General features: G+C 59.5%; 29 protein-coding genes. 10 read left to right on the plus strand and 19 right to left on the minus strand.

What is annotated here, in order from left to right:
- Positions 1–67: 67 nt before the first annotated feature.
- Genes AC1RDQ_RS03925 through AC1RDQ_RS03935 form a run of 3 tightly spaced genes read left to right on the plus strand, consistent with a single transcriptional unit; the run spans position 68 to position 2580 of the window.
- Positions 68–1075 carry a methionine ABC transporter ATP-binding protein gene (locus AC1RDQ_RS03925; RefSeq protein ID WP_057712602.1) on the plus strand — a complete coding sequence of 336 codons (1008 nt, stop codon included), beginning with the start codon at positions 68–70 and terminating at the stop codon, positions 1073–1075.
- The gene (locus AC1RDQ_RS03930; RefSeq protein WP_057712603.1) at positions 1075–1749 is read left to right on the plus strand and encodes a methionine ABC transporter permease; all 675 of its coding nucleotides are present in this window, start codon (positions 1075–1077) and stop codon (positions 1747–1749) included. Before AC1RDQ_RS03925 ends, AC1RDQ_RS03930 begins: the two co-directional genes overlap by 1 nt.
- A gap of 60 nt (positions 1750–1809) precedes the next feature.
- Entirely contained in the window at positions 1810–2580 is a 771-nt protein-coding gene (locus AC1RDQ_RS03935; RefSeq protein WP_102669524.1) for a MetQ/NlpA family ABC transporter substrate-binding protein, read from the plus strand.
- 166 nt (positions 2581–2746) lie between these two features.
- Here the strand turns inward: AC1RDQ_RS03935 and AC1RDQ_RS03940 are convergent, their stop codons facing one another.
- The 5 genes from AC1RDQ_RS03940 to AC1RDQ_RS03960 are packed head-to-tail and all read right to left on the minus strand — an operon-like array spanning position 2747 to position 6646.
- The gene (locus tag AC1RDQ_RS03940; RefSeq protein WP_057712605.1) at positions 2747–3382 is read right to left on the minus strand and encodes an SCO family protein; all 636 of its coding nucleotides are present in this window, start codon (positions 3380–3382) and stop codon (positions 2747–2749) included.
- Positions 3379–4278 (minus strand): heme o synthase, encoded by a 900-nt coding sequence (cyoE, locus tag AC1RDQ_RS03945; RefSeq protein ID WP_008045805.1) that lies wholly within the window; start codon positions 4276–4278, stop codon positions 3379–3381. The genes AC1RDQ_RS03940 and cyoE overlap by 4 nt, the downstream gene beginning before the upstream one ends.
- Complete coding sequence (locus AC1RDQ_RS03950) at positions 4266–5336, minus strand: COX15/CtaA family protein (RefSeq protein WP_150812643.1); 1071 nt, start codon at positions 5334–5336, stop codon at positions 4266–4268. Before AC1RDQ_RS03950 ends, cyoE begins: the two co-directional genes overlap by 13 nt.
- Positions 5337–5346: 10 nt before the next feature.
- A complete protein-coding gene (locus AC1RDQ_RS03955; RefSeq protein ID WP_090457722.1) occupies positions 5347–5940 on the minus strand; it encodes a PA_0111/PP_0108 family redox-active disulfide protein in 594 nt (197 codons plus the stop codon).
- Positions 5906–6646, minus strand: coding sequence for an SURF1 family protein (locus AC1RDQ_RS03960; protein ID WP_057712608.1), 741 nt, complete (start codon positions 6644–6646; stop codon positions 5906–5908). The genes AC1RDQ_RS03955 and AC1RDQ_RS03960 overlap by 35 nt, the downstream gene beginning before the upstream one ends.
- Before the next feature lie 71 nt (positions 6647–6717).
- Here AC1RDQ_RS03960 and AC1RDQ_RS03965 point away from each other — a divergent pair, with 71 nt between their 5' ends.
- Positions 6718–6921, plus strand: a complete 204-nt coding sequence (locus tag AC1RDQ_RS03965) for a twin transmembrane helix small protein (protein ID WP_057712609.1) — start codon at positions 6718–6720, stop codon at positions 6919–6921.
- 8 nt (positions 6922–6929) lie between these two features.
- Here AC1RDQ_RS03965 and AC1RDQ_RS03970 read toward each other — a convergent pair whose 3' ends face one another.
- The 4 genes from AC1RDQ_RS03970 to coxB all read right to left on the minus strand — a co-directional run bounded on the left by AC1RDQ_RS03970 (position 6930) and on the right by coxB (position 11326).
- Entirely contained in the window at positions 6930–7817 is an 888-nt protein-coding gene (locus AC1RDQ_RS03970; protein ID WP_057712610.1) for a cytochrome c oxidase subunit 3, read from the minus strand.
- Between the two features lie 25 nt (positions 7818–7842).
- Entirely contained in the window at positions 7843–8394 is a 552-nt protein-coding gene (locus tag AC1RDQ_RS03975) for a cytochrome c oxidase assembly protein (protein ID WP_056726726.1), read from the minus strand.
- A gap of 129 nt (positions 8395–8523) precedes the next feature.
- Positions 8524–10116, minus strand: a complete 1593-nt coding sequence (gene ctaD / locus AC1RDQ_RS03980; protein ID WP_057712611.1) for a cytochrome c oxidase subunit I — start codon at positions 10114–10116, stop codon at positions 8524–8526.
- 82 nt (positions 10117–10198) lie between these two features.
- Entirely contained in the window at positions 10199–11326 is a 1128-nt protein-coding gene (gene coxB, locus AC1RDQ_RS03985) for a cytochrome c oxidase subunit II (RefSeq protein WP_057712612.1), read from the minus strand.
- 369 nt (positions 11327–11695) lie between these two features.
- Here coxB and AC1RDQ_RS03990 point away from each other — a divergent pair, with 369 nt between their 5' ends.
- Positions 11696–12346 (plus strand): hypothetical protein, encoded by a 651-nt coding sequence (locus AC1RDQ_RS03990; protein ID WP_057712613.1) that lies wholly within the window; start codon positions 11696–11698, stop codon positions 12344–12346.
- Between the two features lie 119 nt (positions 12347–12465).
- Here the strand turns inward: AC1RDQ_RS03990 and AC1RDQ_RS03995 are convergent, their stop codons facing one another.
- The 3 genes from AC1RDQ_RS03995 to AC1RDQ_RS04005 form a co-directional block, all read right to left on the minus strand.
- On the minus strand, positions 12466–13992 hold the full coding sequence (locus AC1RDQ_RS03995; protein WP_492586415.1) for a SulP family inorganic anion transporter: 1527 nt from the start codon (positions 13990–13992) through the stop codon (positions 12466–12468).
- 91 nt (positions 13993–14083) lie between these two features.
- Positions 14084–14815 (minus strand): carbonic anhydrase, encoded by a 732-nt coding sequence (locus tag AC1RDQ_RS04000; RefSeq protein ID WP_008045785.1) that lies wholly within the window; start codon positions 14813–14815, stop codon positions 14084–14086.
- 244 nt (positions 14816–15059) lie between these two features.
- The gene (locus tag AC1RDQ_RS04005; RefSeq protein WP_340312696.1) at positions 15060–16118 is read right to left on the minus strand and encodes a PA0069 family radical SAM protein; all 1059 of its coding nucleotides are present in this window, start codon (positions 16116–16118) and stop codon (positions 15060–15062) included.
- Positions 16119–16342: 224 nt separating this feature from the next.
- On the opposite strand from AC1RDQ_RS04005, the gene AC1RDQ_RS04010 reads away from it, so the two are divergent.
- From AC1RDQ_RS04010 to AC1RDQ_RS04020, 3 genes are all read left to right on the plus strand, one after another.
- Positions 16343–16645, plus strand: coding sequence for a hypothetical protein (locus tag AC1RDQ_RS04010; RefSeq protein ID WP_492586417.1), 303 nt, complete (start codon positions 16343–16345; stop codon positions 16643–16645).
- Positions 16646–16730: 85 nt separating this feature from the next.
- Positions 16731–17279, plus strand: a complete 549-nt coding sequence (locus tag AC1RDQ_RS04015; protein ID WP_492586419.1) for a hypothetical protein — start codon at positions 16731–16733, stop codon at positions 17277–17279.
- A 109-nt stretch (positions 17280–17388) separates the two neighbouring features.
- A complete protein-coding gene (locus AC1RDQ_RS04020) occupies positions 17389–18033 on the plus strand; it encodes a phosphatase domain-containing protein (RefSeq protein WP_198530227.1) in 645 nt (214 codons plus the stop codon).
- 41 nt (positions 18034–18074) lie between these two features.
- On the opposite strand, the gene AC1RDQ_RS04025 is transcribed toward AC1RDQ_RS04020, so the two are convergent.
- Together AC1RDQ_RS04025 and prlC are read right to left on the minus strand one after the other, a co-directional pair.
- Positions 18075–18362, minus strand: a complete 288-nt coding sequence (locus AC1RDQ_RS04025) for a YheV family putative zinc ribbon protein (protein ID WP_057712619.1) — start codon at positions 18360–18362, stop codon at positions 18075–18077.
- Positions 18359–20410: an oligopeptidase A gene (gene prlC, locus AC1RDQ_RS04030; protein ID WP_492586421.1), complete on the minus strand. Its 2052-nt coding sequence runs from the start codon at positions 20408–20410 to the stop codon at positions 18359–18361. Before prlC ends, AC1RDQ_RS04025 begins: the two co-directional genes overlap by 4 nt.
- An 88-nt stretch (positions 20411–20498) precedes the next feature.
- On the opposite strand from prlC, the gene AC1RDQ_RS04035 reads away from it, so the two are divergent.
- Positions 20499–21044 (plus strand): gamma carbonic anhydrase family protein, encoded by a 546-nt coding sequence (locus AC1RDQ_RS04035; protein WP_340312705.1) that lies wholly within the window; start codon positions 20499–20501, stop codon positions 21042–21044.
- A 25-nt stretch (positions 21045–21069) separates the two neighbouring features.
- Entirely contained in the window at positions 21070–21720 is a 651-nt protein-coding gene (locus tag AC1RDQ_RS04040) for an HAD family hydrolase (protein ID WP_349735882.1), read from the plus strand.
- A gap of 124 nt (positions 21721–21844) precedes the next feature.
- Here the strand turns inward: AC1RDQ_RS04040 and AC1RDQ_RS04045 are convergent, their stop codons facing one another.
- Genes AC1RDQ_RS04045 through AC1RDQ_RS04065 form a run of 5 tightly spaced genes read right to left on the minus strand, consistent with a single transcriptional unit; the run spans position 21845 to position 26436 of the window.
- A complete protein-coding gene (locus AC1RDQ_RS04045; RefSeq protein WP_492586423.1) occupies positions 21845–22468 on the minus strand; it encodes an ABC-type transport auxiliary lipoprotein family protein in 624 nt (207 codons plus the stop codon).
- Positions 22465–23403 carry an MlaD family protein gene (locus tag AC1RDQ_RS04050; protein ID WP_492586425.1) on the minus strand — a complete coding sequence of 313 codons (939 nt, stop codon included), beginning with the start codon at positions 23401–23403 and terminating at the stop codon, positions 22465–22467. Before AC1RDQ_RS04050 ends, AC1RDQ_RS04045 begins: the two co-directional genes overlap by 4 nt.
- Before the next feature lies 1 nt (position 23404).
- On the minus strand, positions 23405–24208 hold the full coding sequence (locus AC1RDQ_RS04055; RefSeq protein ID WP_492586427.1) for an ABC transporter ATP-binding protein: 804 nt from the start codon (positions 24206–24208) through the stop codon (positions 23405–23407).
- A complete protein-coding gene (locus tag AC1RDQ_RS04060; RefSeq protein ID WP_057712626.1) occupies positions 24205–25353 on the minus strand; it encodes an ABC transporter permease in 1149 nt (382 codons plus the stop codon). Before AC1RDQ_RS04060 ends, AC1RDQ_RS04055 begins: the two co-directional genes overlap by 4 nt.
- A gap of 54 nt (positions 25354–25407) precedes the next feature.
- On the minus strand, positions 25408–26436 hold the full coding sequence (locus AC1RDQ_RS04065) for a DUF5924 family protein (protein WP_057712627.1): 1029 nt from the start codon (positions 26434–26436) through the stop codon (positions 25408–25410).
- Between the last annotated feature and the right edge of the window lie 192 nt (positions 26437–26628).

A 26628-nucleotide genomic window follows, 5' to 3' on the forward strand; every position in this document is an offset into this window, starting at 1 on the left:
GACAGGCTAAAATGCGCGCCCGGCTAACCGCTGATCCTTTTCTAACGCGCCCCACAAGGTTCGCTACGTGATCGAGTTTCAAAACGTCCATAAAACCTACCGCGTCGCCGGTAAGGAAATCCCCGCCCTGCATCCGACCAGTCTGACGATTGAGAACGGGCAGGTTTACGGCTTGATCGGTCATTCCGGCGCAGGAAAAAGTACCCTGCTGCGTCTGATCAATCGCCTGGAAAACGCCAGTGGCGGCAAAATCACCGTCGACGGTGAAGAAGTCACCGCACTCGACGCCAACGGCCTGCGCCGCTTCCGTCAGCAGGTCGGGATGATTTTCCAGCACTTCAACCTGCTGGCCTCCAAGACTGTCGCCGACAACGTCGCGCTGCCTCTGACCCTGGCCGGCGAATTGTCGCGCAGCGAGATCGATTCGCGCGTGGCCGAGTTGCTGGCGCGGGTCGGCTTGTCCGACCACGCGAAAAAGTACCCGGCGCAATTGTCCGGCGGGCAGAAGCAGCGTGTCGGCATTGCCCGTGCGCTGGCGACCAAGCCAAAAATCCTGCTGTGCGACGAAGCCACCAGCGCCCTCGACCCGCAAACCACCGCATCGGTCCTGCAATTGCTGGCCGAGATCAATCGCGAGCTGAAACTGACCATCGTGTTGATCACCCACGAGATGGACGTGATCCGCCGGGTCTGCGACCAGGTAGCCGTGATGGACGCCGGCGTGATCGTCGAGCAAGGCTCGGTGGCCGAAGTGTTCCTGCATCCGAAGCACCCGACCACCAAGCGCTTCGTGCAGGAAGACGAGCAGATCGACGAAAGCGAACAGCGTGACGACTTCGCTCACGTGCCAGGCCGCATCGTGCGTCTGACCTTTCAGGGCGACGCGACCTACGCGCCGTTGCTGGGCACCGTCGCCCGGGAAACCGGTGTGGACTACAGCATCCTGGCCGGTCGCATCGACCGCATCAAAGACATCCCCTACGGGCAACTGACCCTGGCCGTGACCGGCGGTGACATGGAAGCAGCCTTCGCCCGCTTCACCGCAGCCGACGTCCACATGGAGGTGCTGCGCTAATGGAAGCCCTGACAAGTTTCTTCGCCAATATCGACTGGTTCGAAATCTGGCTGGCCACCGGTGACACCTTGCTGATGCTGGGTGGTTCGCTGTTGTTCACCGTACTGCTTGGCCTGCCGCTGGGTGTGCTGCTGTTCCTGTGCAGCCCGCGCCAGTTGCTGGAAGCCAAAGGCATCTACGCGATGTTGTCGCTGGTGGTGAACATCCTGCGCTCGCTGCCGTTCATCATCCTGCTGATCGTGATGATTCCGTTCACCGTGTTGATCACCGGTACCTCCCTTGGTGTCGCCGGTGCAATTCCGCCGCTGGTAGTGGGTGCCACGCCGTTTTTCGCGCGCCTGGTGGAAACCGCCCTGCGTGAAGTGGATCGCGGCATCATCGAAGCGACCCAGGCCATGGGCGCGACTACACGACAGATCATCACCAATGCCTTGCTGCCTGAGGCTCGTCCGGGCATCTTCGCGGCGATTACGGTGACCGCCATTACACTGGTGTCCTACACGGCGATGGCCGGTGTCGTTGGCGCTGGTGGTCTGGGTGACCTGGCGATCCGTTTCGGTTACCAGCGTTTCCAGACCGATGTGATGGTGGTGACAGTGGTGTTGCTGCTGGTACTGGTCCAGGTACTGCAAACCGTTGGCGACAAATTGGTCGTCCACTTTTCCCGTAAGTAAGACATGAGCCGGCCATTCGCTGGCAGGCGCCAAACGGGCGCCTCACATGGAGTTAGCTGAATGAAAAAACTACTCGTGGCCTTCGCGGCCGTTGCGGCATTCTCTGCCCACGCTGAAACCCTGACCGTCGCGGCCACTCCGGTTCCGCACGCCGAGATCCTCGAATTCGTGAAGCCGGCCCTGGCCAAAGAAGGCGTGGACCTGAAGGTCAAGGTATTTACCGACTACATCCAGCCGAACGTGCAGGTCGCGGAAAAACGCCTGGACGCCAACTTCTTCCAGCACCAGCCGTACCTGGATGAGTTCAACAAGGCCAAGGGCACCCATCTGGTTTCTGTGGCTGGCGTGCATCTGGAGCCCCTGGGCGCTTACTCCAGCAAGTACAAGACCCTCGCTGAACTGCCTGGCGGCGCCAACGTGGTCATCCCGAACGACGCTACCAACGGCGGCCGTGCGCTGTTGCTGATGGCCAAGGCCGGCCTGATCAAGTTGAAGGATTCGAACAACATCCTGTCGACCGTCAAGGACATCACCGAGAACACCAAGGATCTGAAAATCCGCGAACTGGAAGCCGCGACCATCCCGCGCGTGCTGACTCAGGTCGACCTGGCGCTGATCAACACCAACTACGCGCTGGAAGCCAAGCTCGATCCGGCCAAGGATGCGCTGGTGATCGAAGGCAGCGACTCGCCTTACGTGAACATTCTGGTGGCTCGCCCGGACGACAAGGACAGCGATGCGATGAAGAAGCTGGTTACCGCGCTGCACAGCCCGGAAGTGAAAGCCTTCATCCTCGAGAAGTACAAAGGCGCGGTGGTGCCGGCGTTCTGATCAGCTGACGTAAACGAAAAAGGGGCGCATTGAATGCGCCCCTTTTTTGTGCCCGAACCACCACCCCTTGTAGGAGCGAGCTTGCTCGCGAAGGTGTGTCAGCTGCATAGGTGTCGACTGACACTCCATCGCGAGCAAGCTCGCTCCTACAAGGGTTTTGTGTTGTTTAATTGCGCTTGAGCATCACCGGCAACTGCGCCACCAGCTTCGCATTGTTCAACGGCGCGCGGATGAAGCCGCGCTGGGTGCCGTCCGGCCCGATCACCGCGAGGTTGCCGCTGTGATCAACGGTGTAGTTCGGCTTGCTGGTGTCCGCCGGAATGAACGGAATGCTCACTGCGTTGGCGATCGTTTGCAGTTCATCGGTCGACGCCGGGGTCAGGCCGATGAACTGCGGGTCGAAGTAGCCCAGGTACTGCTTGAGCTGCTTGGGCGTATCGCGGTTCGGGTCGACGCTGACCAGCACAATCTGCAATTTATCCACAGCCTCGGGTGGCAATTCGCTCTTGATCTGCCGCAACTGGGCGAGGGTGGTCGGGCAGATGTCCGGGCAGAAGGTGTAGCCGAAGAACAGCAGGCTCCACTTGCCTTTCAATTCATTGATCGCGACCGGCTGGCCGTCCTGATTGGTCATCATCACGTCCGGCAGATTACGGCTCTGCGGCAGCAAGATGATGCCGGCGTCGATCAGTGCCGTCGGATCGCCCTGGTTTTTCCCGGACAGCACCTTGTTGACGGTCAGGCCCAGGATCAGTGCGACCAGGGCGACAAGTATGAAGACGGTTTTCTGGGTTCGAGTCATAGGTTCAACAATAGGTAGTGGTCTACGAGCAGGGCGATAAACAGCAGGAACAAGTAGTAGATAGAGTACTTGAACGTGTTGATCGCCGCGTGCGGCCGAGTGCCACGGTACAGCACCACGGCCCATTGCAGAAACCGCGCGCCCAGCCCGAGCGCACAGACCAGGTAGAGCGTGCCGCTCATGTGGATCACATAAGGCATCAGGCTGACGGCAAGCAATGCGAAGGTATAAAGCAGGATGTGAATCTTGGTGTAGTGCTCGCCATGGGTGACCGGCAACATCGGGATGTCGGCCTTGGCGTATTCCTCCTTGCGATGGATCGCCAGCGCCCAGAAGTGCGGCGGTGTCCAGGCGAAGATGATCAGCACCAGCAGCAGCGGTTCGGCGCTGACGTGACCGGTGGCAGCAGTCCAGCCGAGCAACGGCGGTGCGGCACCGGCCAGTCCACCGATGACGATGTTCTGCGGGGTCGCGCGCTTGAGAAATCCGGTGTAGACCACCGCGTAGCCGAGCAACGAGGCGAGGGTCAGCCACGCGGTCAGCGGGTTGGTGAACGCCAGCAGCATGGCTTGCCCGAGGACCGCCAATACCAGCGCGAACGTCAGCGCGGCGGTCGGCGAAACCCGGCCTTCGGCGAGCGGCCGTTTGTGGGTGCGCGCCATCACCGCGTCGATGCGCCGGTCCACCACATGATTGACCGCCGCCGCGCCACCGGCACACAGGGCGATGCCCAGGTTGCCGAAAATCAGCACCGTCCACGGCACGCCCGCACGGGTCGCGAGGAACATCCCCACCAGTGAAGTGATGAGCATCAGCACCACCACTTTGGGCTTGGTCAGTTCCAGGTAGTCACGCCAGATCGCCTGACTGGGACGTTCGCCGATCAGAATCGCCATGGCATTTCTCCTTTTATTGTTATGGGCCCGGCTGAGTGTTTACGTGGGCTGAAGTGCCAGCGCGCTTGCTTGACCCGGACCAGACTGGTTCGGGCGTGGTAATTGACCAGCACCATGGTCAGCAACAGCGCCGCGCCGCCCGCGTTATGCGCGACGGCCACCGGCAGCGGCAGATGGAACAACACGTTGCTGATGCCCAGGGTGATTTGTGCGCCGAGTGCGATCAGCACCAGGCCTGCCAGGCGCGTCATGCCAACCGCCTTCAGTTGCCAGGCCAGACCGAGCAATACCAGGGTGACCAGTAACGCGCCGATGCGATGAGTCAGGTGAATGGCCGTACGGGCATCGCTGTCCAGTTGCCCGCCGAGGTAGTTCGGGCCGATGTGCTGTGTCAGGTGAAAGCCGTTGGCGAAGTCCGCCGCTGGCAACCACTGGCCGTGGCAGGTCGGAAAGTCGATGCAGGCCACGGCGGCGTAATTGGAACTGACCCAGCCCCCGAGGGCGATTTGCCCGATCACCAGCAACAGCCCTGCCGTCGCCCAGTGCTGTAAACGTCGTGGCACCGTCAACGCCGGCAGTACGCCGGACAGGCGCAAGGTCAGCAGAAACAACAGGCTCAAGGTCGCGAAGCCGCCCAGCAGATGCCCGGTGACCACCTGCGGCCAGAGCTTGAGCGTTACCGTCCACATGCCGAACGCGGCCTGACCAAAAACCACCGCCAACAGGAACAACGGCAGCTTCACCGGCTGTCCGGGATGGCGGCGATGCACCCACGCACGACCCGCCAACACCGCGATTAACAGCCCCAGCGTGCCGGCGGAGTAGCGGTGGATCATCTCGTTCCAGCCCTTATGGGCCTCGACCGGAGCGTCCGGGAAATGCAATTCGGCATGGGCCAGTTGGGCTTCGCTTTTCGGCACGCTGATGAAGCCATAGCAGCCGGGCCAGTCCGGGCAGCCGAGGCCGGCGTGGGTCAGGCGGGTGTAGGCGCCGAGCAACACCACAATCAGTGCCAGCAAGGTGGCAAACAACGCGAGGCGAAATCCAGGCTTGGCCATGACGATGCCCTTATCCGATGTTCGACAGTTTCAGCAGGTGGCGCAGATCGTTGAGCAAGTCCTTGCCCTTCACCGACGGGTCGTAGCGCAGCACCAGATTGCCGTGGGGGTCGATGATCCACAGGTGCGGCACGTCATTGCTCTGAGCGCCTTTTGTGTAGGCAGGCAAGTCCAGTGAATAACGTTGCAACTGCGGGTACTCGCGTTGAAGTTTAGTCTCGTAATCGCTGTTCAGCGTCTGCGCGGTGGCCAATGCATGGCTGGCGCGGGACGCATCGCGGCCCAGGCCGATCTGGATTTGCCGCGCCAGATACACCAGTTGCTGGCAGTCCACCGCGCAATCCTTGGGCGCGGTCACCAGTATCTGCCAACGCTCTTCCTGGGCCTGCACGCCGATGTCCGCCCGGGTCTGACCGTTACCGATCAGCTCGCCGTGATAACTGCGGCCCTCGGGAACCCAGAAATTCAGCTTGTACATGCCGGTGGCAAGGATCATCGGACCGATCACCCCGAGCAGGATCAGCAGCAGTTGCATACGGCCCTTGCGCCGGTTCACCAACGGTTTCGCCTCAGACATGCTGGGTGGATTCATGGCCGCTCCCATGGTGTTTCTCCTTTGCGTTGTGCCAGCCGAGATAGAGATAAAGACCGAACAGGACGATCGCCATGGCGAACCACTGCACGGCATAAGCGATGTGTTTTTCCGGGCCCATGGCGACTACGGGCCAGTCGGCCTGGTAGATGGCGGGTCCGGTTTCGGCACGTAGTTCGTAGGCAAAGCCTTCGCGGCTCAGTGCTGTCCAGAGCTTGTCTGGCTCAACGGCCGTAATCAGCTTCGGCCATGTCAACGTTGTGGGATCTGCGTGCAATTGGAACGTCGCCCCAGGGGAGACGTAGACCCACGCGTCAAGGCTTACCGCCTCGGTGGGTGTCTTGAATTGCGGTGGTGTGCGGCGCTCCGGCCAAGGCAACCAGCCGCGATTGACCAGCAGCCAAAGCCCGGTGGCCTGATCGTGAAAGGGTTGCAACAGCTCGACGCCAACCCTGCCGTTGCGTTGACTGTTATCCAGCAGCAGGCTGTGTTCGGCATCGAACCGGCCGTACAGGTGAACCCGACGGAAGGCCGGGTCTGTCGTGTGTTGCAGTTCGGTGCTGGCCATCGGCTCGGCGGCCCGCCGCTCGGTGTAGCTTTGCAGCAGCGCGCTTTTCTCCGCGCCCCGACTCAACTGCCAGAACCCCAGGGACACCAGTAGCGGCAGCAGCAGCGCCACCACCAGCGTTGGCACGATACCTGGCCGAAAGCACTTCATGGCATTGCCAGAAAATCGGTCATCGCGATAGCTATACTCAAGTACATCGCTTGTCCCCCCGGAGTCTCACCATGCTCAAAGCAGCCATCGTCCTGATGCTGATTGCCACGGTTGTCAGCCTGTTCAGCGGCCTGTTTTTTCTGGTCAAGGACGACAGCCGCTCAAACCGCCTCGTCATTGCCTTGAGTGTTCGTGTGACCCTGGCCGCCCTTACCCTTGGCTTGATTGCCTGGGGCTTTTTCAGCGGCCAGCTGGTTTCCAATGCCCCCTGGTAACTGCTGCTTTAAAGCACATAGACGAAAACAAACAGCCCGATCCACACCACATCCACGAAGTGCCAGTACCAGGTCGCCGCTTCGAAACCGAACTGGTGCTCGTTGTCGAAGTGCCCGCGCATGATCCGCATCAGCATCACGAACAGGATGATGGTGCCGATGGTGACGTGGGCGCCGTGGAACCCGGTGAGCATGAAGAAGGTCGCGCCGTAGATGCCCGAGCCCAGGGTCAGGCCCAGTTCGCGGTAGGCGTGCATGTACTCTTCGGCCTGGAAGATGAGGAACGCACTGCCGAGCAATACAGTGAGCGCCAGCCAGAGTTTCAGTGCGCCGCGATGGCCCTTTTTCAAGGCATGGTGGGCGATGGTCACGGTCACGCTGGAACTGACCAGCAACACGGTATTGAGTAGCGGCAGGCCCCAGGGGCTAATGACTTCCTTGGGCGGCGGAAACAGTTTCGAGTCGGGGTTGCTCAGCAACGGCCAGGTGAACTGGAAGTTCGGCCACAGCATGTGCGCCATGCCTTTGGCACCCTCACCACCGAGCGCCGGTCCGGAGATTTGACGCACATAAAACAGCGCGCCAAAAAAGGCGATGAAGAACATCACCTCCGAGAAGATGAACCAGCTCATGCCCCAGCGGAACGAGCGATCCATCTGTGCGCTGTACAAGCCGCCGCGACTTTCCTTGATCACCGTGCCGAACCAGCCAAACAGCATGTAGGCCAGCAACAGGCCACCGACGAAAAAGATCAGCGGCCCGTGGGATTCCGGACGCGCTGCTTTCAGATCATTGAACCAGGTGGCCAGGCCAAACACCGTGACGAACATCCCGACCGTGGCGATGATCGGCCATTTGCTCTGGGCCGGGACGTAATAATGTTCATGAGTTGCCATTTATTGTTCTCCTTATCGGGCACGCTCAGCCGCCAGTGTTTACAGCTACCGGTGGATGTCGGGCGGTGATATCGAACAGCGTGTAGGACAGCGTCAGGTGCTTCACATCCTTGGGCATGTCACGATCAACGATGAAACGTACCGGCATTTCGATCCGCTGACCGGGCTGCAGCACTTGCTGGGTAAAGCAGAAACATTCGGTCTTGTGGAAGTACGCCGCCGCATTGCTGGGCGCGATGCTCGGCACGGCTTGGGCGCTCATCGGTTTATCGGTGGGGTTGTGGGCGATGAAGATCATCTCGTTCACCGCCCCCGGGTTCGCGGTCAATTCGTCATGTTTGGGGTAAAAGTCCCACGGCATGTCGGCGGTGTTGGTCGACAGAAACTGCACGCGCACCTGCCGCGAGGTGTCGACCGTTTGCTCACCCTCGTACTGCCCGCCGGTCTTGCCATTAATGCCGAAGGCCTTGCACATCACGTCGTAGATCGGCACCAGGGCAAAGCCGAACACAAACATTGCCACCACCACGGTCAGCAGGCGCGTGACCAGTTTCTTCATCGAAATCGAGTCAGCCATGATTTCCGCACAACCCTGCAGGAGCGAGCTTGCTCGCGAAAAACTTGAGAGCGCCGTGGTGTGTCAGGCTTCCAGCGTCATCGTTGACGACCATCGCGAGCAAGCTCGCTCCTACAAGGGCCACAGTGTTCATTTCACTTCCGGCGGCGTGGTGAATGTGTGATACGGCGCCGGCGACGGGATGCTCCACTCCAGACCTTCAGCCCCATCCCACGGCTTGGCCGGTGCCGGCGCGCCGCCTCGAATGGTCTTGATCACGATGAACAGGAAAAAGATCTGCGTGGCGCCGAACATGAACGCGCCGATCGACGACACCATGTTGAAGTCGGCGAACTGCAGGTTGTAGTCCGGAATCCGTCGTGGCATGCCCGCCAGCCCCACAAAGTGCATCGGGAAGAAGGCCAGGTTCATGCCGATGAACGACAGCCAGAAATGCAGCTTGCCGAGGGTTTCGTCATACATGTGGCCGGTCCATTTCGGCAGCCAGTAGTAGGCCGAGGCGAAGATCCCGAAGATCGCCCCCGGCACCAGCACGTAATGGAAGTGCGCGACCACGAAGTAGGTGTCCTGATACTGGAAGTCCGCCGGGGCGATGGCCAACATCAACCCGGAGAAACCGCCGATGGAGAACAGGATCACGAACGCCACGGCAAACAGCATCGGCGTCTCGAACGTCAACGAACCCTGCCACATGGTGCTGGCCCAGTTGAACACCTTCACGCCCGTCGGCACCGCAATCAGCAACGTGGCGTACATGAAGAACAACTCGCCCACCAGCGGAATGCCGACCACGAACATGTGGTGCGCCCAGACGATGAACGACAGGAACGCGATACTCGCCGTGGCGTAGACCATCGAGGTGTAGCCGAACAGTGGCTTGCGCGAAAAGGCCGGAATGATCGAGCTGACGGCGCCGAAGGCCGGCAGGATCATGATGTACACCTCGGGGTGACCGAAGAACCAGAACACATGCTGGAACAGCACCGGGTCTCCGCCACCGGCGGCACTGAAGAAACTGGTGCCGAAGTGGATGTCCATCAGCATCATCGTCACACAACCGGCCAGTACCGGCATCACCGCAATCAGCAGGAACGCGGTGATCAGCCAGGTCCAGACGAACAACGGCATTTTCATCAGCGTCATGCCGGGGGCGCGCAGGTTGAGGATGGTGGCGATCACGTTGATCGCGCCCATGATCGAACTGATCCCCATCAAGTGGATGGCGAAAATGAAGAAGGTCACGCTTTCCGGCGCGTAGGTCGTCGACAGCGGCGCATAGAACGTCCAGCCGAAGTTCGGCCCGCCACCGGCAGTGAACAGGGTCGACACCAGCATCAGGAACGCTGCCGGCAAGAGCCAGAAGCTGAAGTTGTTCATGCGCGGCAGGGCCATGTCCGGCGCGCCGATCATCAGCGGGATCATCCAGTTGGCGAGGCCGACGAAGGCCGGCATCACCGCACCGAAGACCATCACCAGACCGTGCATGGTGGTCATCTGGTTGAAAAATTCCGGCTGGACGATCTGCAGCCCCGGCTGGAACAGCTCGGCGCGAATCACCATCGCGAACGAACCGCCAAGCAGGAACATGGAGAACGCAAACCACAGGTACAACGTACCGATGTCCTTGTGGTTGGTGGTCAGCACCCAGCGCATCAGGCCTTTTGCGGGGCCATGGGCGTGGTCGGTGGCGGTATGAACATGTTCATCGATTACAGCAGTCATGTCCTGTCTCCTGCAAACAGATGGACTGGGCGGGCCGGGGTGCGTAGCCCCGACCGGTTCCTTACGTGCGCAATAGACCGGGTCATTTGCTTTCCGCCTGTTTCAGCTCCAGCACTTCTTTAGGCGTGACCATGTCGCCCTTGTTGTTGCCCCAGGCGTTACGTTCATAGGTCACGACCGCCGCGATATCGACCTCCGAGAGTTGCTTGCCGAATGCGGCCATGGAAGTGCCAGGCTTGCCGTGGAAAACAATGCTCAGGTGAGCGTCTTTCGGTCCGGTGGCGATTTTCGAGCCCTTGAGTGCCGGGAACATCGGCGGCAGACCCTGGCCTTCGGCCTGGTGACAGGCCACGCAGGTGGTGTGATAGACCTTGTCGCCGCGTTCCTTGAGCTCCTCGAGCGTCCATTCCTTGCTGGTCAGCTCTTTGAGCTGCGCGGCCTCGGCCTTGCGATCGGCCAGCCACTTTTCGTAATCGGCCTTTTCCTTGACCTCGACCACGGTCGGCATGAAGCCGTGATCCTTGCCGCACAACTCGGCGCACTGGCCACGGTAGATGCCGGGCTTGTCGATACGGGTCCAGGCTTCATTGACGAACCCGGGAATCGCATCGCGCTTGACCGCGAAAGCCGGCACCCACCAGGAGTGGATCACGTCGGCGGAGGTCACAAGGAAGCGCACCTTGGCACCGACCGGCAGCACCAATGGCTTGTCGACTTCGAGCAGATAGTGCTCGCCCTTGGCTTCCTTGTTGTGGATCTGATCCTGGGGGGTGGTCAGGTTGCTGAAGAACTCGACGTCCTGGCCCAGGTATTTGTAGTGCCACTTCCACTGGTAACCGGTGATCTGGATGTCGATTTCCGGCTCACTGGCGTCGTACATCTTGATCAGGGTCGCGGTAGCGGGAACCGCCATGGCCACCAGGATCAGGAAGGGCACGATGGTCCAGAGGATTTCGACGGTGGTGCTTTCATGAAATTTGGCGGCCACCTGCCCGGTCGAGCGGCGGTGGAGAATCATCGACCAGAACATGGCACCAAATACGATGATGCCGATCACCACACAGATCCAGAAAATGATCATGTGCAGGTCGAATACTGCGTGACTGATTTCAGTCGCTCCAGGCGCCATATTCACAGTCCAGGCCGCTTGCGCCTGACTGAAAATCGACCACAACAGGAGGCCCATCCAGACATGTGGATGTCGCATCATTGCGGGTTCCCCTTATCGTTCTTGTTATCCCGCCGGCTTTCACCTGCGGCAAGGGAGCGGCTGCATCAGACTACGAACTTGAGCACCGGGCCTTGCTGCATATGCAGTCGGGCGTCATCAGCTAACTCCATTCCACCCCGAGTATAGACAGCGACTCTCACCTCGCAATGCGAAGGCGTAAATGATCTGAAACAGCATTAACTTGCGTTGCAGGGCACGAATGGAGAAGGATGCAGACGAGTGGTGGCAAATCGATATAACGGGACCGTCTCAAGGATGAAATAATTATGACAAATGCGTCTTAGCATTTTTCGTAAGCCAGCTAAGTTATGTCTTCCCTATTTCATTGCCTTGTTTCCTGGAGTTTTCATGAACACCGCCGCATTGCGCGAGCAGATCCAAACAGCCCAACAACACGAAGCCGAGACCGGTCTGCTGACGCGTCAACTGGAAAGCAAACTGGCTCATCTGCACCCGGCGATCCAATTGCCGGAGGCCGATACCAAAGGCGTACTGACGCGATTTGTCGCCGCCTACATCGAAGAAGTGCCTGATCTGCTGGATGCAGCCAATGAAGTCGCCAGGGAAGCGGGCATTGAGTCACAGATCAAACCTGTGCTGAAAATCGCCGAGCAGTACTTCCTCCAGCCGCCAGCCATCATGGCCGGCCATGCCGGGCTCGACAGTCTGCTGGATGAAGCCTATCTGGCGCACCGGTTTGTCGAAGAGGTCAACGACCTGTACATCAAGCATCTTGGCCAGCCACTGATCCCCTTGGACATGACTGTCGCCAACCTGATTGCTCACCAATTGATCGGTGAGACGTTCGCCAACCAACTGGACGAAGTGGTGCATCACGCCATCGACGAGATGCTCAACGACGAAACCTTCGCACTGGAGTCCGTGGAAGCCTACCGCGAGAAGCTTAACAGCCCGGACACTGGCGCCGCGTGGAAACGCTGGCCGTGCATGTCCCGCCGTTTGGGCGTAGGCCTGGAACTGGATCAGCCGGCGGCTTGATTCACCGGTAAACACAATCCCCTGTGGGAGCGAGCTTGCTCGCGATGAGGCTATGTCATTCAACATCAAAGTTGACTGATCTACCGCCATCGCGAGCAAGCTCGCTCCCACATCGGGCCTCAGCCAGCCGCACCTATGCCCGTGTTGGTACGAACCCTGCCTTCAAGTCTGCGCTTCAGCCCCCGCGATTCAATCAACAGCTTCGCCCCCTTGGCCGCATTCGCCCGGCCCCACTCCTCCAGAAGCTCCAGACACGAGTGATCGATGTAGCTCAGGTTGTTAAGCGGCACATGCACCGTCGCGCCTGGTGGAATACTACCCAGCACCTGGGTCAGCGCCGGCACTTTGAGGAAGGTCGCCGCGCCCACCAGGCGCAATTCCATTTCCCCTTCCTGAGGCAGGTCGATCAGGCTGATTTTCAACCGCGAAGCTTTCAGCGCCAGTTTCACCAGCGTCAGGCCGAAGCCAATCAATACGCCAGTCAGCAGGTCCGTGAAAACGATGGCGAGCGCGGTTGCCGCATAGGTGAACATCGGCGCCCGACCATACCGGCCCAAACCACGGAATACCTTGAGATCCACCAGCTTGAAACCGGTGTACACCAGCACGCCCGCCAGGCTCGCCACCGGAATGCTTTGCAGCACGCTGGACAGCAACAGTACGAACGCCAACAACCACAGGCCGTGGAAAATGGTCGAAAACCGCGTGGTTGCGCCAGCCTGAACATTCGCCGAACTGCGTACGATAACGCCGGTCATCGGCAACGCTCCAAGCAGGCCACACAGCATGTTGCCGATACCTTGCGCCGACAATTCCCGGTCGAAGTCCGAGCGCTGGCCACTGTGCATACGATCAACCGCGGCGGCTGAGAGCAAGGTTTCGGCGCTCGCGATGAAAGCCACGGCAAACGCCGCGATCAGCAAGGTCGGATCAGCCAGGTTGAGCAGATCCGCTGGCTTGAGCCAGTCGATGGCCTCCGTCAGGTTGGCCGGAACCTCAACCCGTTTGACCTGCAACGCCAGCACCAGGCTGGCAAGCGTGGCCAGACCGACGCCAAGTAGCGCGCCAGGAACGAAGCGCAGGGATTGCGGACGGAATTTATCCCACAGCCACATGACGGCGATTGTCGACAAACCGAGCAACCCGGCTTGCCAGCCAAACGTGGGCAACGCCAGAGACAGCGCCGCCGGGAAGGCCGCCAGGTTATCCAGACCCGAAGGTTTGGGCACGGCATCCAGCATCACATGCACCTGAGACAGGATGATCAGCACGCCAATCCCGGCCAGCATGCCGTACACCACCGCGGGTGCCGTTACTCGAAACCAGCAGCCCAGCTTCAATCGGCCAGCCACCAGTTGCAGCAAACCCGCCAACAACAGTATCGGCCCGAGCATGGCGATGCCGTGCTGGCGGACCAACTCGAACACCAGAACGGCCAGGCCCGCCGCCGGGCCGCTGACTTGCAGTGGCGAACCGGCCAACCAGCCGACCACCAGACCACCGATGATGCCGGTGATCAGGCCTTTGGCCGGCGGCAGCCCCGAAGCAATCGCGATGCCCATGCACAGAGGCAGGGCGACCAGAAACACAACCACCGAAGCCAGCAGCTCCCGTGGCAGAACAGCTTTGAGTCGAGCAGCACGCATGGTGAGTCTCCCGAAATTTTTCTTCAGGCATGGCAAAGCCAGGCTGCCTGAACGGCAGCCTCGGCTGAACCACACAACGATTTAGGAGGATTTAGAAGCGCGCTTTGGGCGTCGCCACGGGAATTGGCAGGCTGCCATTGAGCGGCAGGAAACAGCCTTGATCGGCGTCGTACGCTTTGATTTCGCTGGTTTCGATGTTGTAGACCCAGCCGTGAATAAATAGCTGACCGTTGGCCATGCGCGAAGCAACCGACGGATGGGTGCGCAGATGCTGCAACTGGGCGATCACATTCTCTTCAGTGAGGATGTGCATGCTTTCGCTTTCGCTGGAGCAGTTGCAGTTCTCTTGCACCATGGTTTTGGCCACTTCGGCATGACGCAGCCAGGCTTTGACCGTGGGCATTTTTTCCAGACTGTCCGGGTTGAGCACCGCGCGCATGGCGCCGCAGTCGGAATGCCCGCAAATGATGATGTGATGCACCCCAAGAGCCAGTACGGCGTACTCGATGGCCGTGGAAACACCACCGTTCATTTGCCCGTAAGGCGGCACGACGTTGCCGACGTTACGGGTCACGAACAGGTCGCCGGGGGAGCTCTGGGTAATCAACTCGGGAACGATGCGCGAATCGGCGCAGGCGATGAACATCGCTCGTGGCCGCTGGGCCGTGGCGAGTTTCTTGAAGAGCTCTTCCTGTTGAGGAAAGATCTCATGATGAAAATGCAAAAAGCCGTCAACGATATGCTGCAACGCTGCATCGGCGGTTTCGGCCTCGGGTTGGGCTGAAGCCGACGCAGCCAACGGCTGTTTATCCTTGTCACTCATCAATTCATCCTCATTGGCGGGCTCAGGGAGTCATCCCGTGTGGTCCGGTGTGAAGCCAGTGGCTGGTTAAAAAACATCCAGGCCAAACATCTCGACCCATCAGTCACTCGATGAACAAGGTAGCGGCCGAATCTTAATTGAAACTGAATAAAACGCTCTAGAATGCGTGTTGCAGGTCACAAAAAACGTGACCAGCCTAAGACGCAAGCGCGATCTTCAGTACTCAACCATAGGCCAATTGTCCTCAAATCAATGACATTTGGCGACCGGGCGGACAAAAGGCATTGCAGTCCAGGTCAAAGCCTTCCCGGCGATTGAGCCCCAGGCGCTTGATGGCTTTGGCAAAACGCTGTGCCAGCAGGTCGGCGAAAGGACCCTCGCCGCGCATTCGAGCACCAAAGCGGCTGTCGTAGAGTTCACCGCCACGGCTCTGGCGAATCAGGCTCAGCACATGCGCCGCCCGTTGCGGATAGTGGGCGCCCAGCCATTCTTCGAACAGCGGCGCCACTTCCAGCGGCAGACGCAGCATCATGTAGGCGGCGCTTTGTGCTCCGGCGTCGTGAGCCTCGGCGAGCAGGCTTTCGAGTTCGCTGTCGTTGATCATCGGAATCATCGGTGAACACAGGACGCCCACCGGAATGCCCGCCTCGCGCATGACCCTGATCGCCCGCAACCGGGCCTTGGGCGCTGCGGCGCGGGGTTCAAGGATGCGTTTGAGATCGTCGTCCAGGGTGGTCAGGCTGATCATCACCGCCACCAGGTTTTGCTGTGCAAGTTCGGTCAGCAGGTCCAAATCGCGAAGTATCAGCGAGCCTTTGGTGACGATGGTCACGGGATGGCGATATCGCAGCAGTACTTCGAGGGTATGCCGGGTGATCCTGTATTCACGCTCGATCGGCTGATAGGGGTCGGTGTTGGAGCCGAGGTTGATCGGCGCACATTGATAGCCGCGTTTGGACAGTTGTTGCTCCAACACATCCACAGCGTTGGTCTTGGCGATCAGCTTTGTCTCGAAATCCAGCCCGGGCGACATGTCCCAATAGGCATGGCTTGGCCTCGCGTAGCAGTAGATGCAGCCATGCTCGCAACCGCGATAGGGATTGATAGATCGATCGAAGGGCAAGTCCGGCGACGTATTGCGGGTAATGATGGTTTTCGCCGTTTCAATGCTCACCTCGGTGCCCTGGGTAAGCGGTACTTCCTGATACCAGCCGTCGTCCTCAACCACCGAATGGCTGGGGGCAAAGCGGTTGTGCGGGTTGGTTGCGGTGCCGCGGCCGCGGGGAGGCAGAGAGCTAACCATCAGCGGACTCCTTGATCTGTATATCCATACAGTAACCGACTCACTGCCTGTCGACCAGTACCGCTCAGCCCTTCATCTGACAACGGGGCATCATGATGCTTACTTGTTCATTGATAATCAGAAAACTCAGGAAACATATAGTCAGTGGTTAGATTCAATACCCAACCGTATATTCAACCCAACAGGCAATACCCTCAACAGCAATCAAATAAAAGGATTTATTAATGTCTTTCTTTAATCAACGCGGTATTTTCCTTCAACTCATGAAACCAGGCCCTTCGGAACCCAACACCTTGGTTTCTTTGCAACTGGCTCGCAAAGAGTTGAGTTGGGATGCGGAAAATGAAATGCAAATTGAAAAGCTGGTCGACTCAACTTACTACACCGCCACTTCCACCGACCTTGGCAACTCTTTCAGCATCCGGACCGTGGGCAAGGATGTCGATGGAGACGGGACCATCGATGCCGACGACAAAGCCAAGTTACAGGCGCTGGCAAAGGCTTATGCCAGTATCGTCAATCCCTGAGCCCTGACTTTCCGATCACTGGAAAGTGCTATTGCCGAATGCATGCGGGCTCCCGCATGCATTCCAGACAGCCTGGAGGATAAAAATGTCAATTCTCATAAAAACTGGTGCTTATCTACAACAAATAGAAACGACGAAAGGTGTGCAGGTAATTATCAAGCTAATAAGGGCAGGCGAGTATCCGAACAAAACAATGGAGCAATTCGCTGATATTCTCGCAGGCGCTCCCTCAGTGACACTCCATATAAAAGACGAAGGCAAGACTTCAAAGCTCGATTTTGATCCTTGGTCCGATATCAATGTCACTCCAGACAATAGCATCGACGAAAAGGACATTGCCGCCCTTACACAACTTGCACTCGCTTTTTATCATCAACAAATAATTGCTCCAGAGGGCATAGCGTACCTTTATCGTCTTCCCGCTGAATCACCCGAGCTTCGAGTAGACGTTGAGGAATTTGAAATTGATGAAGATGATCATCAACTGTATAGCCGCGGTGTGTACGAGACTAAATCTGCGAATGCCGGCTCGTCTTTTGAAGGTCGCAAGCGCAACCCTTTAACTGGACAGGTGTTTAACTATGGGGTCGGACTGAACGAGCTGCTCAAATCCTTCATCAAACTGAAACTATAACCTGAGCGCGGACTTCACGATTCTTTGACAGTCAGCTCACAGGCCTTTGACCGTGCATGGCTGATCCTTGCCACCATCTTCCCGTCCCTTTCTGAACGGTCGCTCAAGCATGCTTTTTCCACGTTTTTTATCTGCAATATGCTTGTCGCTGGTTGTGCTCGCTAACCTGACACCGGCACTTGCTGACGACAGTGTGATGCAGCGTCCAGCAGACTGGGCTCAACAGATAGAGAAGCAATACAACCTCTTCCAGATGTCGCCGACGCTCTATCGCAGCGCCTTGCCGGACAAGGGCGCGGTGCCGCTGCTGGAGAAACTCAAGGTGGGTACTGTGATCAATTTCCTGCCCGAAGCAGACTCCAGTTGGTTGTCCGCGCCAGGCATCACGCAAGTACAACTGCCTTATCGCACCAACCATGTGGATGACGCCGATGTGCTCAAGGCCTTGCGCGCCATTCGGTCCGCCGAAGCCAAAGGCCCGGTGCTGATGCACTGCAAACACGGTTCCGACCGTACCGGCCTGATGGCCGCCATGTACCGGGCTGTCATCCAGGGCTGGACCAAGGAGGAGGCCCTGAACGAAATGACCCAGGGTGGTTTTGGCGACAGCACCCACTTCAAGGACGGAATTCGCTACATGATGCAGGCCGACGTGGAAAAACTGCGCACGGCCCTGGCCAATGGCGATTGCAGCACCAGCCCGTTCGCTGCGTGTTCAATGAAGAGCTGGTTCAAGTCCGCTCACATCGAATAAAAAAAGCCCCCGTTGCATTGCGCAACGGGGGCTTTTTTCACTCAGTTTTGTTCGTCAGGCTTTTTCTTCAGCTTCGGATTCGGGAAGAACTGAACCGGCTGAACCTTGGTGTCGGCAGGTTTGGGGGCGCTGGTGTTCACCCGCGTACCCAACTCCTTGGGCACCGACAGCCCTTGCTCATTGAGTGTGTCGGAGTAACCGCAGGCCACGCACTCTCGGTGCGGGACCTGGTCTTCATTCCACATCATCAATTTATCCGGCTCGCTGCATGCCGGGCAGACCGCCCCGGCGATAAAGCGTTTTTTCGTAATCACAGGTCCCTCACTCATGCTGCCGCGCCCTCACTCAGGCCGCTGTGGCGCAAGAGTGCGTCAATTGATGGCTCACGACCACGGAAGTCGACGAACAGCACCATCGGCTCCTGGGAGCCGCCACGGGCCAGGATTGCTTCGCGGAACGCACGACCGGTGTCGGCGTTGAGCACGCCTTCTTCTTCGAACTTCGAGAACGCATCGGCCGAAAGCACTTCAGCCCACTTATAGCTGTAGTAACCCGCGGCGTAACCGCCAGCGAAGATGTGCGCAAAGCTGTTGGGGAAGCGGTTGTAGGCCGGCGGACGCATCACCGAAACCTCGTCACGCACGCCTTCAAGCACTTGCAGCACGCTGCGGCCGTCGCCGTGGGTGGCGTGCAGCTCGAAGTCGAACAGCGAGAACTCCAGTTGGCGCACCATCATCAGGCCGGACTGGAAGTTTTTCGCCGCAAGCATCTTCCCAAGCAGGTCCTGAGGCAGCGGTTCGCCGGTTTCATAATGACCGGAAATCAGCGCCAGGCCTTCCGGCTCCCAGCACCAGTTTTCCATGAACTGGCTCGGCAGCTCGACCGCATCCCAAGCCACGCCGTTGATGCCGGACACGCCAGCATGCTCGACGCGGGTCAGCAGGTGATGCAGGCCGTGACCGAACTCGTGGAACAGGGTGGTGACTTCGTCGTGGGTCAGCAGCGCAGGCTTGCCGCTGTCGGCCGGGGTGAAGTTGCACACAAGGTTGGCTACCGGGCTTTGCAATACACCACCAGCGGTGCGACGACGGTCGCGGGCGCCATCCATCCAGGCGCCGCCACGCTTGTTGGCGCGAGCATAGAGGTCGAAGAAGAAGCGGCCGACGTGCTGGCCGTGTTCCTTGATTTCAAACAGGCGGACATCCGGGTGCCAGGTGTCGAAGCCTTTCTGCTCGGCAATCTCGATGCCGTACAGGCGCTGGACGATGGCGAACAGGCCGCTGAGTACCTTGTCGATCGGGAAGTAGGCGCGCAGGGCTTCCTGGGCGACGCTGTAACGCTGTTCACGGAGTTTTTCGCCGTAGAAACCGCTGTCCCAGCTTTGCAGATCCGGGCAGCCCTGTTCGGCGGCATAAGCCTTGAGCTGTTCCAGATCCTGGGCAGCGAACGGTTTGCTGCGCTTGGCCAGGTCGCGCAGGAAACTCAGCACCTGATCGCTGGACTCGGCCATTTTGGTCGCCAGGCTCAACTCGGAGAAACTGCTGAACCCCAAGAGTTTTGCCAGTTCCTGACGCAGGTCGAGGATTTCTTCCATGACCGGGCCGTTGTCGTTCTGGCCGGCATTCGGCCCCTGGTCCGACGCCCGGGTGCAGTACGCGGCGTAGACTTCTTCACGCAGCACGCGGTCCTGGGCGTAGGTCATCACCGCGTAATAGCTCGGGAATTCCAGAGTGATCAGCCAGCCGTCCAAATCCTTGGCCTGAGCCGCGGCGGCCATTTGCGCTTTGGCCGAATCGGTCAGGCCGGCGAGGGCGGCTTCATCGGTGATGTGCTTGGTCCAGGCCTGAGTGGCATCGAGCAACTGGTTGGAAAAACGGCTGCCCAGTTCGGACAGTTTGCTCTGCACTTCGGCGTAACGCTTTTGTTCGGCTTCCGGCAGGTCGATGCCCGACAGACGGAAGTCACGCAGGGAGTGTTCCAGGATAGTTTTCTGCGCCACGTCGAAACCGGTGGCCTCCGGGCTGCTGGCCAGGGCTTCGAAAGCCTGGAACAGTTCGCGGTTCTGACCCATTTCAGTGGAATAGGCGCTCAAGGCCGGCAGGCACGACTCGTAGGCTTCACGCAGTTCGGCGCTGTTGCACACGGCATTGAGGTGGCTGACCGGGCTCCAGGCGGCGCCCAGACGGTCGTTGAGTTCGTCCATCGCCAGCACCAGGCCAGCCCACGTTGGCTGTTTGACCTGGGTCTTGAGGATCTCGACGATAGCGGCACGGTTGTCAGCCAGGATCTGTTCAATGGCCGGTTGTACGTGTTCGGCGCGGATGGCGGAGAACGGCGGCAGGTCATAGGACTGCAAAAGAGGGTTGTTCACGCTCACGGTTGATACCTTGGCTGGAGAAACATGCAGCCATCTTAATTACAATCGACGTTCACCGCAGCTATCAGCAACAGAGAGAAACCCTATCGTGAACCTTCGCAAGTATCAGAACCACACGCCGCTGCTGGGTAAAGGCGCTTTTGTCGACGGCTCGGCAGTGGTGATCGGCGACGTTGAAATCGGCGAAGACAGCTCGGTCTGGCCGCTGACAGTGATCCGTGGCGACATGCATCGAATCCGCATCGGCGCGCGCACCAGCGTGCAGGATGGCTGCGTGTTGCACATCACCCACGCCGGGCCGTTCAACCCGGATGGCTTCCCGCTGCTGATCGGCGATGACGTGACCATCGCCCACAAGGTCATGCTGCATGGCTGTTCGGTGGGCAGCCGGGTGTTGATCGGCATGGGCAGCATCGTCATGGACGGTGCGGTGGTCGACGATGAGGTGATCATCGGTGCCGGCAGCCTGGTGCCGCCGGGCAAGCATCTGCAAAGCGGCTTCCTGTATGTGGGCAGCCCGGTGAAGCAGATCCGCCCGCTGAATGACAAGGAACGCGCGTTTTTCACCTACAGCGCGGCGAACTACGTGAAGCTCAAGGACCTGCATCTGGCCGAAGGCTACGACCAGCTTTGACCCGGCCCCTTATTCAGGATTCGACATGCATTACCAAACCGTTTTGTTCGACCTCGATGGCACCCTGACCGACCCACGCGAGGGCATTACTCGTTCGATCCAGTTCGCCCTGAGCAAACTGGGTATCGATGAGCCGGACCTGGCCAGACTCGAACACTTCATCGGCCCGCCGTTGTTGCAGGCATTCATGCAGTTCTACGACTTCGATGAAGCCAAGGCCTGGGAAGCGGTGAATTTCTACCGCGAGCGCTTCAAGGTCACCGGCCTCTACGAAAACCGGGTGTTCGATGGTGTCACGCCACTACTGGAAACCCTGAGCGGGCAAGGCCGACAGCTGTACATCGCGACCTCGAAACCGTGGGTGTTCGCCCGGGAAATCGCCCGGCATTTCGATTTTGCCAAACACTTCAAGGTGATTTACGGCAGCGAACTGGACGGCACCCGGACCAACAAGGTCGAGCTGATCGCTCACCTGATGGCCGAAGAAAACCTGGACCCGGCCAACACTTTGATGATCGGCGACCGCAAGCACGACCTGATCGGCGCGCGCAGCAATGGCCTGGACGCGGCGGCGGTAGGTTACGGGTTCGGCAGCCATGAAGAGTTGAGCGCCGAAGCGCCGGCGTATCACTTTGAGACGCTGGAAGAGTTGCATCAGGCGTTTTTGCCGAGCTGATCAGGCCGACACAAGTCAACTGTGGGAGCGAGCTTGCTCGCGATAGCGGTGTGTCAGGCACATTGATTGTGAAGGTGCCTCAGTCATCGCGAGCAAGCTCGCTCCCACAGGACTGCGCAAGTCCTCAAGGTCTGGGCGGCGGGGCGAGTTTCTGTCCTTGCTCAACCGCCCAGCTCACCACCTGCACAGTCAACTGATCACTCGCCTGACCGAACCCGGCCACCACCGCCGGGACCTGCACTTCACTGAGTGGCTGGCGCACTTCAAAGCGGCGGCTGGCGAGGATGCGCTGGTCGTAACTGCGCACCAGCAATGCATCCAGACGCACGACCGCGCTGGCATTCGTGCCCTGGTATTCAGTCTGGAACGCCTGCAGGCTACCGCCCAATTCAAGATCGGTCTGGAAAATGCTGTCATCTGTGCTCAGCAGCGGCACCCGCCCGTCATGCTGGAAACCTTCCAGCAGGCGATTGCGCACCAGCACCGGCGCCGAGTCGCTCCAGCGTGAACCCTTGTAGTGGCTGATCACATCGCCCTGGGGAATTACGGCAATGTTCGGACTGTTCAACGCTTCGCTGGACTGGAATTTGCTCAGGCGCAGCGACCAGCGCTGCGGCGTGCCATGGCTGGCCGATGCGCTCTGGGCCGACGGCAATCGATAGACCTCGAAGGGCTCGGGCTTGGGCAGGATCGAGCACGAACTGATCAATGTGAAGCCAGCGAGGAGGGCAATCCGAATCAGCTTCATGGCGTAAATTCCTTGGTCTTGTCACTGCCCAGCAGGTAACCGCTGGGGTTGGCTTCCAGGCGTGTGGTGATGGTGCGCAACGAACTCAGGGTTTCGCGCATCTCACGGACCGCCGGGCCCAGGCCATTAAGGCCTTGCATGCCGCTGTTGAGCGAATCCTGATTGGTGGTGATCAGTTTGTTGAGGGTGGCGCTGCTCTCCTGCAGCGACTTCATCGCCTGCTCGGCGCTGCCCAGCGCTTCCTTGCCATGCTCGTTGAGCAGCCCGTTGGCATTGCGCATCAACGCCGTCGTCTGCTCCAGCATGGTGTTGGCCTGCTTACCCACCGAGGCCAGTTGCTGCATGGCCTGGCGGATATCGCCGCGCTGATCGGCAATGGCCCCGGTGGTTTGCTCCAGGTGCTCCAGGGTGTTGCTGATGCGCTCGATGTTTTCCGTGGAGAACATCAGGTTGGCGTTATGCATCAGCGTACTCACCCCGGCCATCAGGTCTTCGCTGTCATTGAGCAGCCGGGCGATGGGCGAGGGCGAGGCGACGATGGTCGGCAGGTTACCGTCCTTGCCCTTGAGCGTCGGACTCTGTGGTGTGCCGCCGCTGAGTTGGATGATCGAAGTCCCGGTGACGCCGGTCAGGGCCAGTTTGGCCTGGGTGTCCTCCTTGACCGGGGTATCGCCGGCCAAGCGAATTCGCGCCAGCACCCGGCGCGGGTCTTTCGGGTCCAGGCGCAGCGAGATCACGTCGCCGACCTTGATCCCGCTGTACTGTACCGAGCTACCTTGGGACAAACCGCTAACCGCCTCGTTGAACACGACCTCGTAGTCCTTGAACTCGGTGTCGACACTGGACTTGGCCAGCCATAGGCCGAACAGCAGCGCGGCCGTCACCACAATCACGGTGAACAGGCCGATCAATACATGATGGGCTCGGGTTTCCATGTCAGACCTCGTTGAGCTGTTGGGCGGCCGTCAATGCCGCGCGGCCACGAGGGCCATGGAAGTATTCGTGAATCCACGCATCGTTGATTTCCGAAACCTTGTCGATGGCGTCCGCCACCAGCACTTTTTTCTGCGCCAGCACCGCCACCCGGTCAGTGGTGGTGTAGAGCGTGTCGAGATCGTGGGTCACCAGAAAGACACTCAGGCCCAAAGCATCGCGCAGGGTCAGGATCAATTGGTCGAACGCGGCGGCGCCGATCGGGTCGAGACCGGCGGTGGGTTCGTCGAGAAACAGGATGTCCGGGTCCAGCGCCAATGCCCGGGCCAGCGCGGCGCGCTTGATCATGCCGCCGGACAGCGACGAGGGGTACTTCTCTGCGGCCGACAGCGGTAACCCGGCCAGGGCCATTTTCACCGCCGCCAGGTGCTCGGCGTCGTTGCGGCTCAAGCCGGCGTGTTCGATCAGCGGCAGGGCAACGTTTTCGGTCACCGTCAGTGAAGAGAACAGCGCGCCTTTCTGGAACAGAACGCCGAATCGCCGCTCCACCAGCGAACGCTCGTGCTCGGACAAGGTCGGCAGGTTTTTCCCGAAAACTTTCACCACGCCTTCGCTGGGCTGGCGCAACCCGACAATGCTGCGCAGCAGCACCGACTTGCCGCTGCCGGAGCCGCCGACCACGGCGAGGATCTCGCCCTTGTACAAGTCCAGGTCGAGGTTCTCGTGCACGCTCTGGCTTCCAAAACGGTTGCACAATCCACGGACTTCAATCACCGCCTCGGAGGGCGCTCTGGGGATACGACTCACCAACCCATCTCCATGAAAAACATCGCGGCGATCGCATCCATCACGATCACCACGAAAATCGACTGCACCACACTCGACGTGGTGTGCGCGCCCACAGACTCAGCGCTGCCACTGACCTTGAAGCCTTCGAGGCAACCGATGGCGGCGATGAGGAAGGCGAACACCGGCGCTTTGACGATCCCCACCAGAAAGTGCTGAACGCCGATGTCCGTTTGCAGCAGCGACAGGAACATCGCTGGCGAGATATCCAGCGCCACCGCGCAGACCACGGCACCGCCGATAATCCCTGACAGCATCGCCAGGAAGGTCAGCATCGGCAGGGCGATCAGCAACGCCAGGACCCGCGGCACCACCAGCAACTCCACGGGATCGAGGCCCAGCGTGCGGATGGCGTCGATTTCTTCGTTGGCCTTCATCGAACCGATTTGCGCCGTGAACGCACTAGCGGTGCGCCCGGCCATCAGGATCGCGGTCAGCAGCACACCGAATTCGCGCAGGAAGGCAAACCCCACCAGGTCCACGGTGAAGACGGTGGCGCCGAAAGTGGCCAGCACCGTCGACCCGAGAAACGCCACCACGGCGCCCACCAGAAAAGTCAGCAACGCAACGATGGGGGCGGCGTCGAGACCAGTCTGTTCGATATGGGCGATCATCGGCGTGACGCGCCAGCGCTTGGGACGGAACAGGCCGCGGACGATGGTTTCGATGATCAGGCCGACGAAACCCAGCAGTTGCAGGGTGTCCTGCCAGACAGTGTCCACCGCGCGGCCAATGCGGGTCAGCAACTGAATGGAAACGCTGACTTCCGGTTCCTTGATCGGTACGCAGAAATCGGTCAACGAGCAGTAGACGGTTTGCAGCAACGCCCGATCAGCGGCAGAGAGTGTGCAATCAGGATGTTCGGCAGAACGACCGAGGCGCTCGGAGCCGAGCAGCTCGACCAACAGCGAGGCACCGGCGGTGTCGAGGGCGCCGAGACCATTGAGGTCGATGGGGGTGTTGGCGTCGTACTGGCCGTGGAGTTTTTCGCTCAACAGCTTGAGGTCAGCGTAATGGGCAAGCGTCCAGTCGCCCGTCACCCGCAACCGCGCAGGGGTACTCGAGGAGTCCAATCGGGCGTTGCCGGCCATCGTGCTGCTGATCATAAGCTCCGTGCTTGTTCAGTGATTACGCAGCTCTACGTAATAGCACGAACCGGACTACTTTTCTTTGATCGCTGTGCTGTCCGTGACTTTGAAGCGCAGCACGCCAATGACCTGGCCATCTTCGGTCAGGACCCTAACCTGCCATTTACCGGCCGGGTTGCCCGGGAAGTTCTGCTTGTGGGTCCAGGCCCGGTAACCTTCCTTGCGCCCGCCACGAATATCCAAGGGGATGCGGTCGACCTCTTTACCGTTGAACTGCCAGACGTGATAAATCCGCTCGTCCAGGCCACGCGGGGCGTTGATCGCGGTGTACGCATAAAGCCCGCCATTACGGATCTGTTCGGCGCTGACTTCGTCGAGACTGGCGCCAGGTGTGCGATCCTGCATTTGCGTACTGATGGCCACGTCGGTCATCCACAGCGTCGCCGGCGGCACCCACGAGCGCAGCTCCCAACCAACGGCGCCGATGCCCAGAGTGATACTCAAGATCGCCAGCGCATTGCGCAGGGTACGAATCGGGAAGATCGACGCCAGGCTCGGGAACGACAGCAGCACCGAGATACCCAGTGCCCATTTGAAACTTTGCGCGGTGGTCAGGTGCATGATCACCGGCAATGCGGTGAGCAGCGCGGCGAACAGGGTCAGGGTGTGCAGGGCCAGAAACGCCCAGCGCCGTGGAGCCAGCCACTTGTAGTAGAGCGGGTCGACGATCGAAATCAGCGCCGCGACGCCCAGCAACCCGGTGAAAAACAACTGGCCGCTGTTCCACGTCGTGGTGATGAAGAAGAACGGCAGGACAAAGAACAGGCTTTCCTGATGGATCATCTGCGTTGCGTAACGCAACAACGGTTCCGGTATTTCGCGCTTGAAGATGCGCGTGAACAGCTTGGTCAGGCTGTTTTCCAGCATCAGCCAGATCCAGCTGATCAGCATGATGGTGGTGATCCAGCTCGCCAGGCCTTGCTGGCGATCGACCAGAATGAAACTGCCCACCCCGGAGATGAAACCAAAGAGCGCAATGACCCCAGGGTACCGCTTCATCAAATCAAGGATGCGCTGTACGAAAAGGGATAGGTTTTGCATTCGGTGGTTTCACAGTCGTCGTAGGAAAAAACCTCGACAGGGTACCGCTGGTGCGGCGCTGTGGCGAGGGTTCACGATCAGTTACACCACGCAACCTGTAGGAGCGAGCCTGCTCGCGATGAGGCCGGCACATCCAACATTTTCGGCGGCTGACAATCCGCTATCGCGAGCAAGCTCGCTCCCACAGGGAAC

The organism is Pseudomonas sp. GW823-FHT02E01 (genome assembly GCF_058797535.1).

Bases quoted from the DNA above. Each gene is read 5' to 3' on its own strand.
- AC1RDQ_RS03930 (WP_057712603.1), top strand. From the start codon at position 1,075: ATGGAAGCCCTGACAAGTTTCTTCGCCAATATCGACTGGTTCGAAATC.
- AC1RDQ_RS03935 (WP_102669524.1), top strand. From the start codon at position 1,810: ATGAAAAAACTACTCGTGGCCTTCGCGGCCGTTGCGGCATTCTCTGCC.
- AC1RDQ_RS03940 (WP_057712605.1), bottom strand. From the start codon at position 3,382: ATGACTCGAACCCAGAAAACCGTCTTCATACTTGTCGCCCTGGTCGCA.
- cyoE (WP_008045805.1), bottom strand. From the start codon at position 4,278: ATGGCGATTCTGATCGGCGAACGTCCCAGTCAGGCGATCTGGCGTGAC.
- AC1RDQ_RS03950 (WP_150812643.1), bottom strand. From the start codon at position 5,336: ATGGCCAAGCCTGGATTTCGCCTCGCGTTGTTTGCCACCTTGCTGGCA.
- AC1RDQ_RS03955 (WP_090457722.1), bottom strand. From the start codon at position 5,940: ATGGGAGCGGCCATGAATCCACCCAGCATGTCTGAGGCGAAACCGTTG.
- AC1RDQ_RS03960 (WP_057712608.1), bottom strand. From the start codon at position 6,646: ATGAAGTGCTTTCGGCCAGGTATCGTGCCAACGCTGGTGGTGGCGCTG.
- AC1RDQ_RS03965 (WP_057712609.1), top strand. From the start codon at position 6,718: ATGCTCAAAGCAGCCATCGTCCTGATGCTGATTGCCACGGTTGTCAGC.
- AC1RDQ_RS03970 (WP_057712610.1), bottom strand. From the start codon at position 7,817: ATGGCAACTCATGAACATTATTACGTCCCGGCCCAGAGCAAATGGCCG.
- AC1RDQ_RS03975 (WP_056726726.1), bottom strand. From the start codon at position 8,394: ATGGCTGACTCGATTTCGATGAAGAAACTGGTCACGCGCCTGCTGACC.
- ctaD (WP_057712611.1), bottom strand. From the start codon at position 10,116: ATGACTGCTGTAATCGATGAACATGTTCATACCGCCACCGACCACGCC.
- coxB (WP_057712612.1), bottom strand. From the start codon at position 11,326: ATGATGCGACATCCACATGTCTGGATGGGCCTCCTGTTGTGGTCGATT.
- AC1RDQ_RS03990 (WP_057712613.1), top strand. From the start codon at position 11,696: ATGAACACCGCCGCATTGCGCGAGCAGATCCAAACAGCCCAACAACAC.
- AC1RDQ_RS03995 (WP_492586415.1), bottom strand. From the start codon at position 13,992: ATGCGTGCTGCTCGACTCAAAGCTGTTCTGCCACGGGAGCTGCTGGCT.
- AC1RDQ_RS04000 (WP_008045785.1), bottom strand. From the start codon at position 14,815: ATGAGTGACAAGGATAAACAGCCGTTGGCTGCGTCGGCTTCAGCCCAA.
- AC1RDQ_RS04005 (WP_340312696.1), bottom strand. From the start codon at position 16,118: ATGGTTAGCTCTCTGCCTCCCCGCGGCCGCGGCACCGCAACCAACCCG.
- AC1RDQ_RS04010 (WP_492586417.1), top strand. From the start codon at position 16,343: ATGTCTTTCTTTAATCAACGCGGTATTTTCCTTCAACTCATGAAACCA.
- AC1RDQ_RS04015 (WP_492586419.1), top strand. From the start codon at position 16,731: ATGTCAATTCTCATAAAAACTGGTGCTTATCTACAACAAATAGAAACG.
- AC1RDQ_RS04020 (WP_198530227.1), top strand. From the start codon at position 17,389: ATGCTTTTTCCACGTTTTTTATCTGCAATATGCTTGTCGCTGGTTGTG.
- AC1RDQ_RS04025 (WP_057712619.1), bottom strand. From the start codon at position 18,362: ATGAGTGAGGGACCTGTGATTACGAAAAAACGCTTTATCGCCGGGGCG.
- AC1RDQ_RS04040 (WP_349735882.1), top strand. From the start codon at position 21,070: ATGCATTACCAAACCGTTTTGTTCGACCTCGATGGCACCCTGACCGAC.
- AC1RDQ_RS04045 (WP_492586423.1), bottom strand. From the start codon at position 22,468: ATGAAGCTGATTCGGATTGCCCTCCTCGCTGGCTTCACATTGATCAGT.
- AC1RDQ_RS04050 (WP_492586425.1), bottom strand. From the start codon at position 23,403: ATGGAAACCCGAGCCCATCATGTATTGATCGGCCTGTTCACCGTGATT.
- AC1RDQ_RS04060 (WP_057712626.1), bottom strand. From the start codon at position 25,353: ATGATCAGCAGCACGATGGCCGGCAACGCCCGATTGGACTCCTCGAGT.
- AC1RDQ_RS04065 (WP_057712627.1), bottom strand. From the start codon at position 26,436: ATGCAAAACCTATCCCTTTTCGTACAGCGCATCCTTGATTTGATGAAG.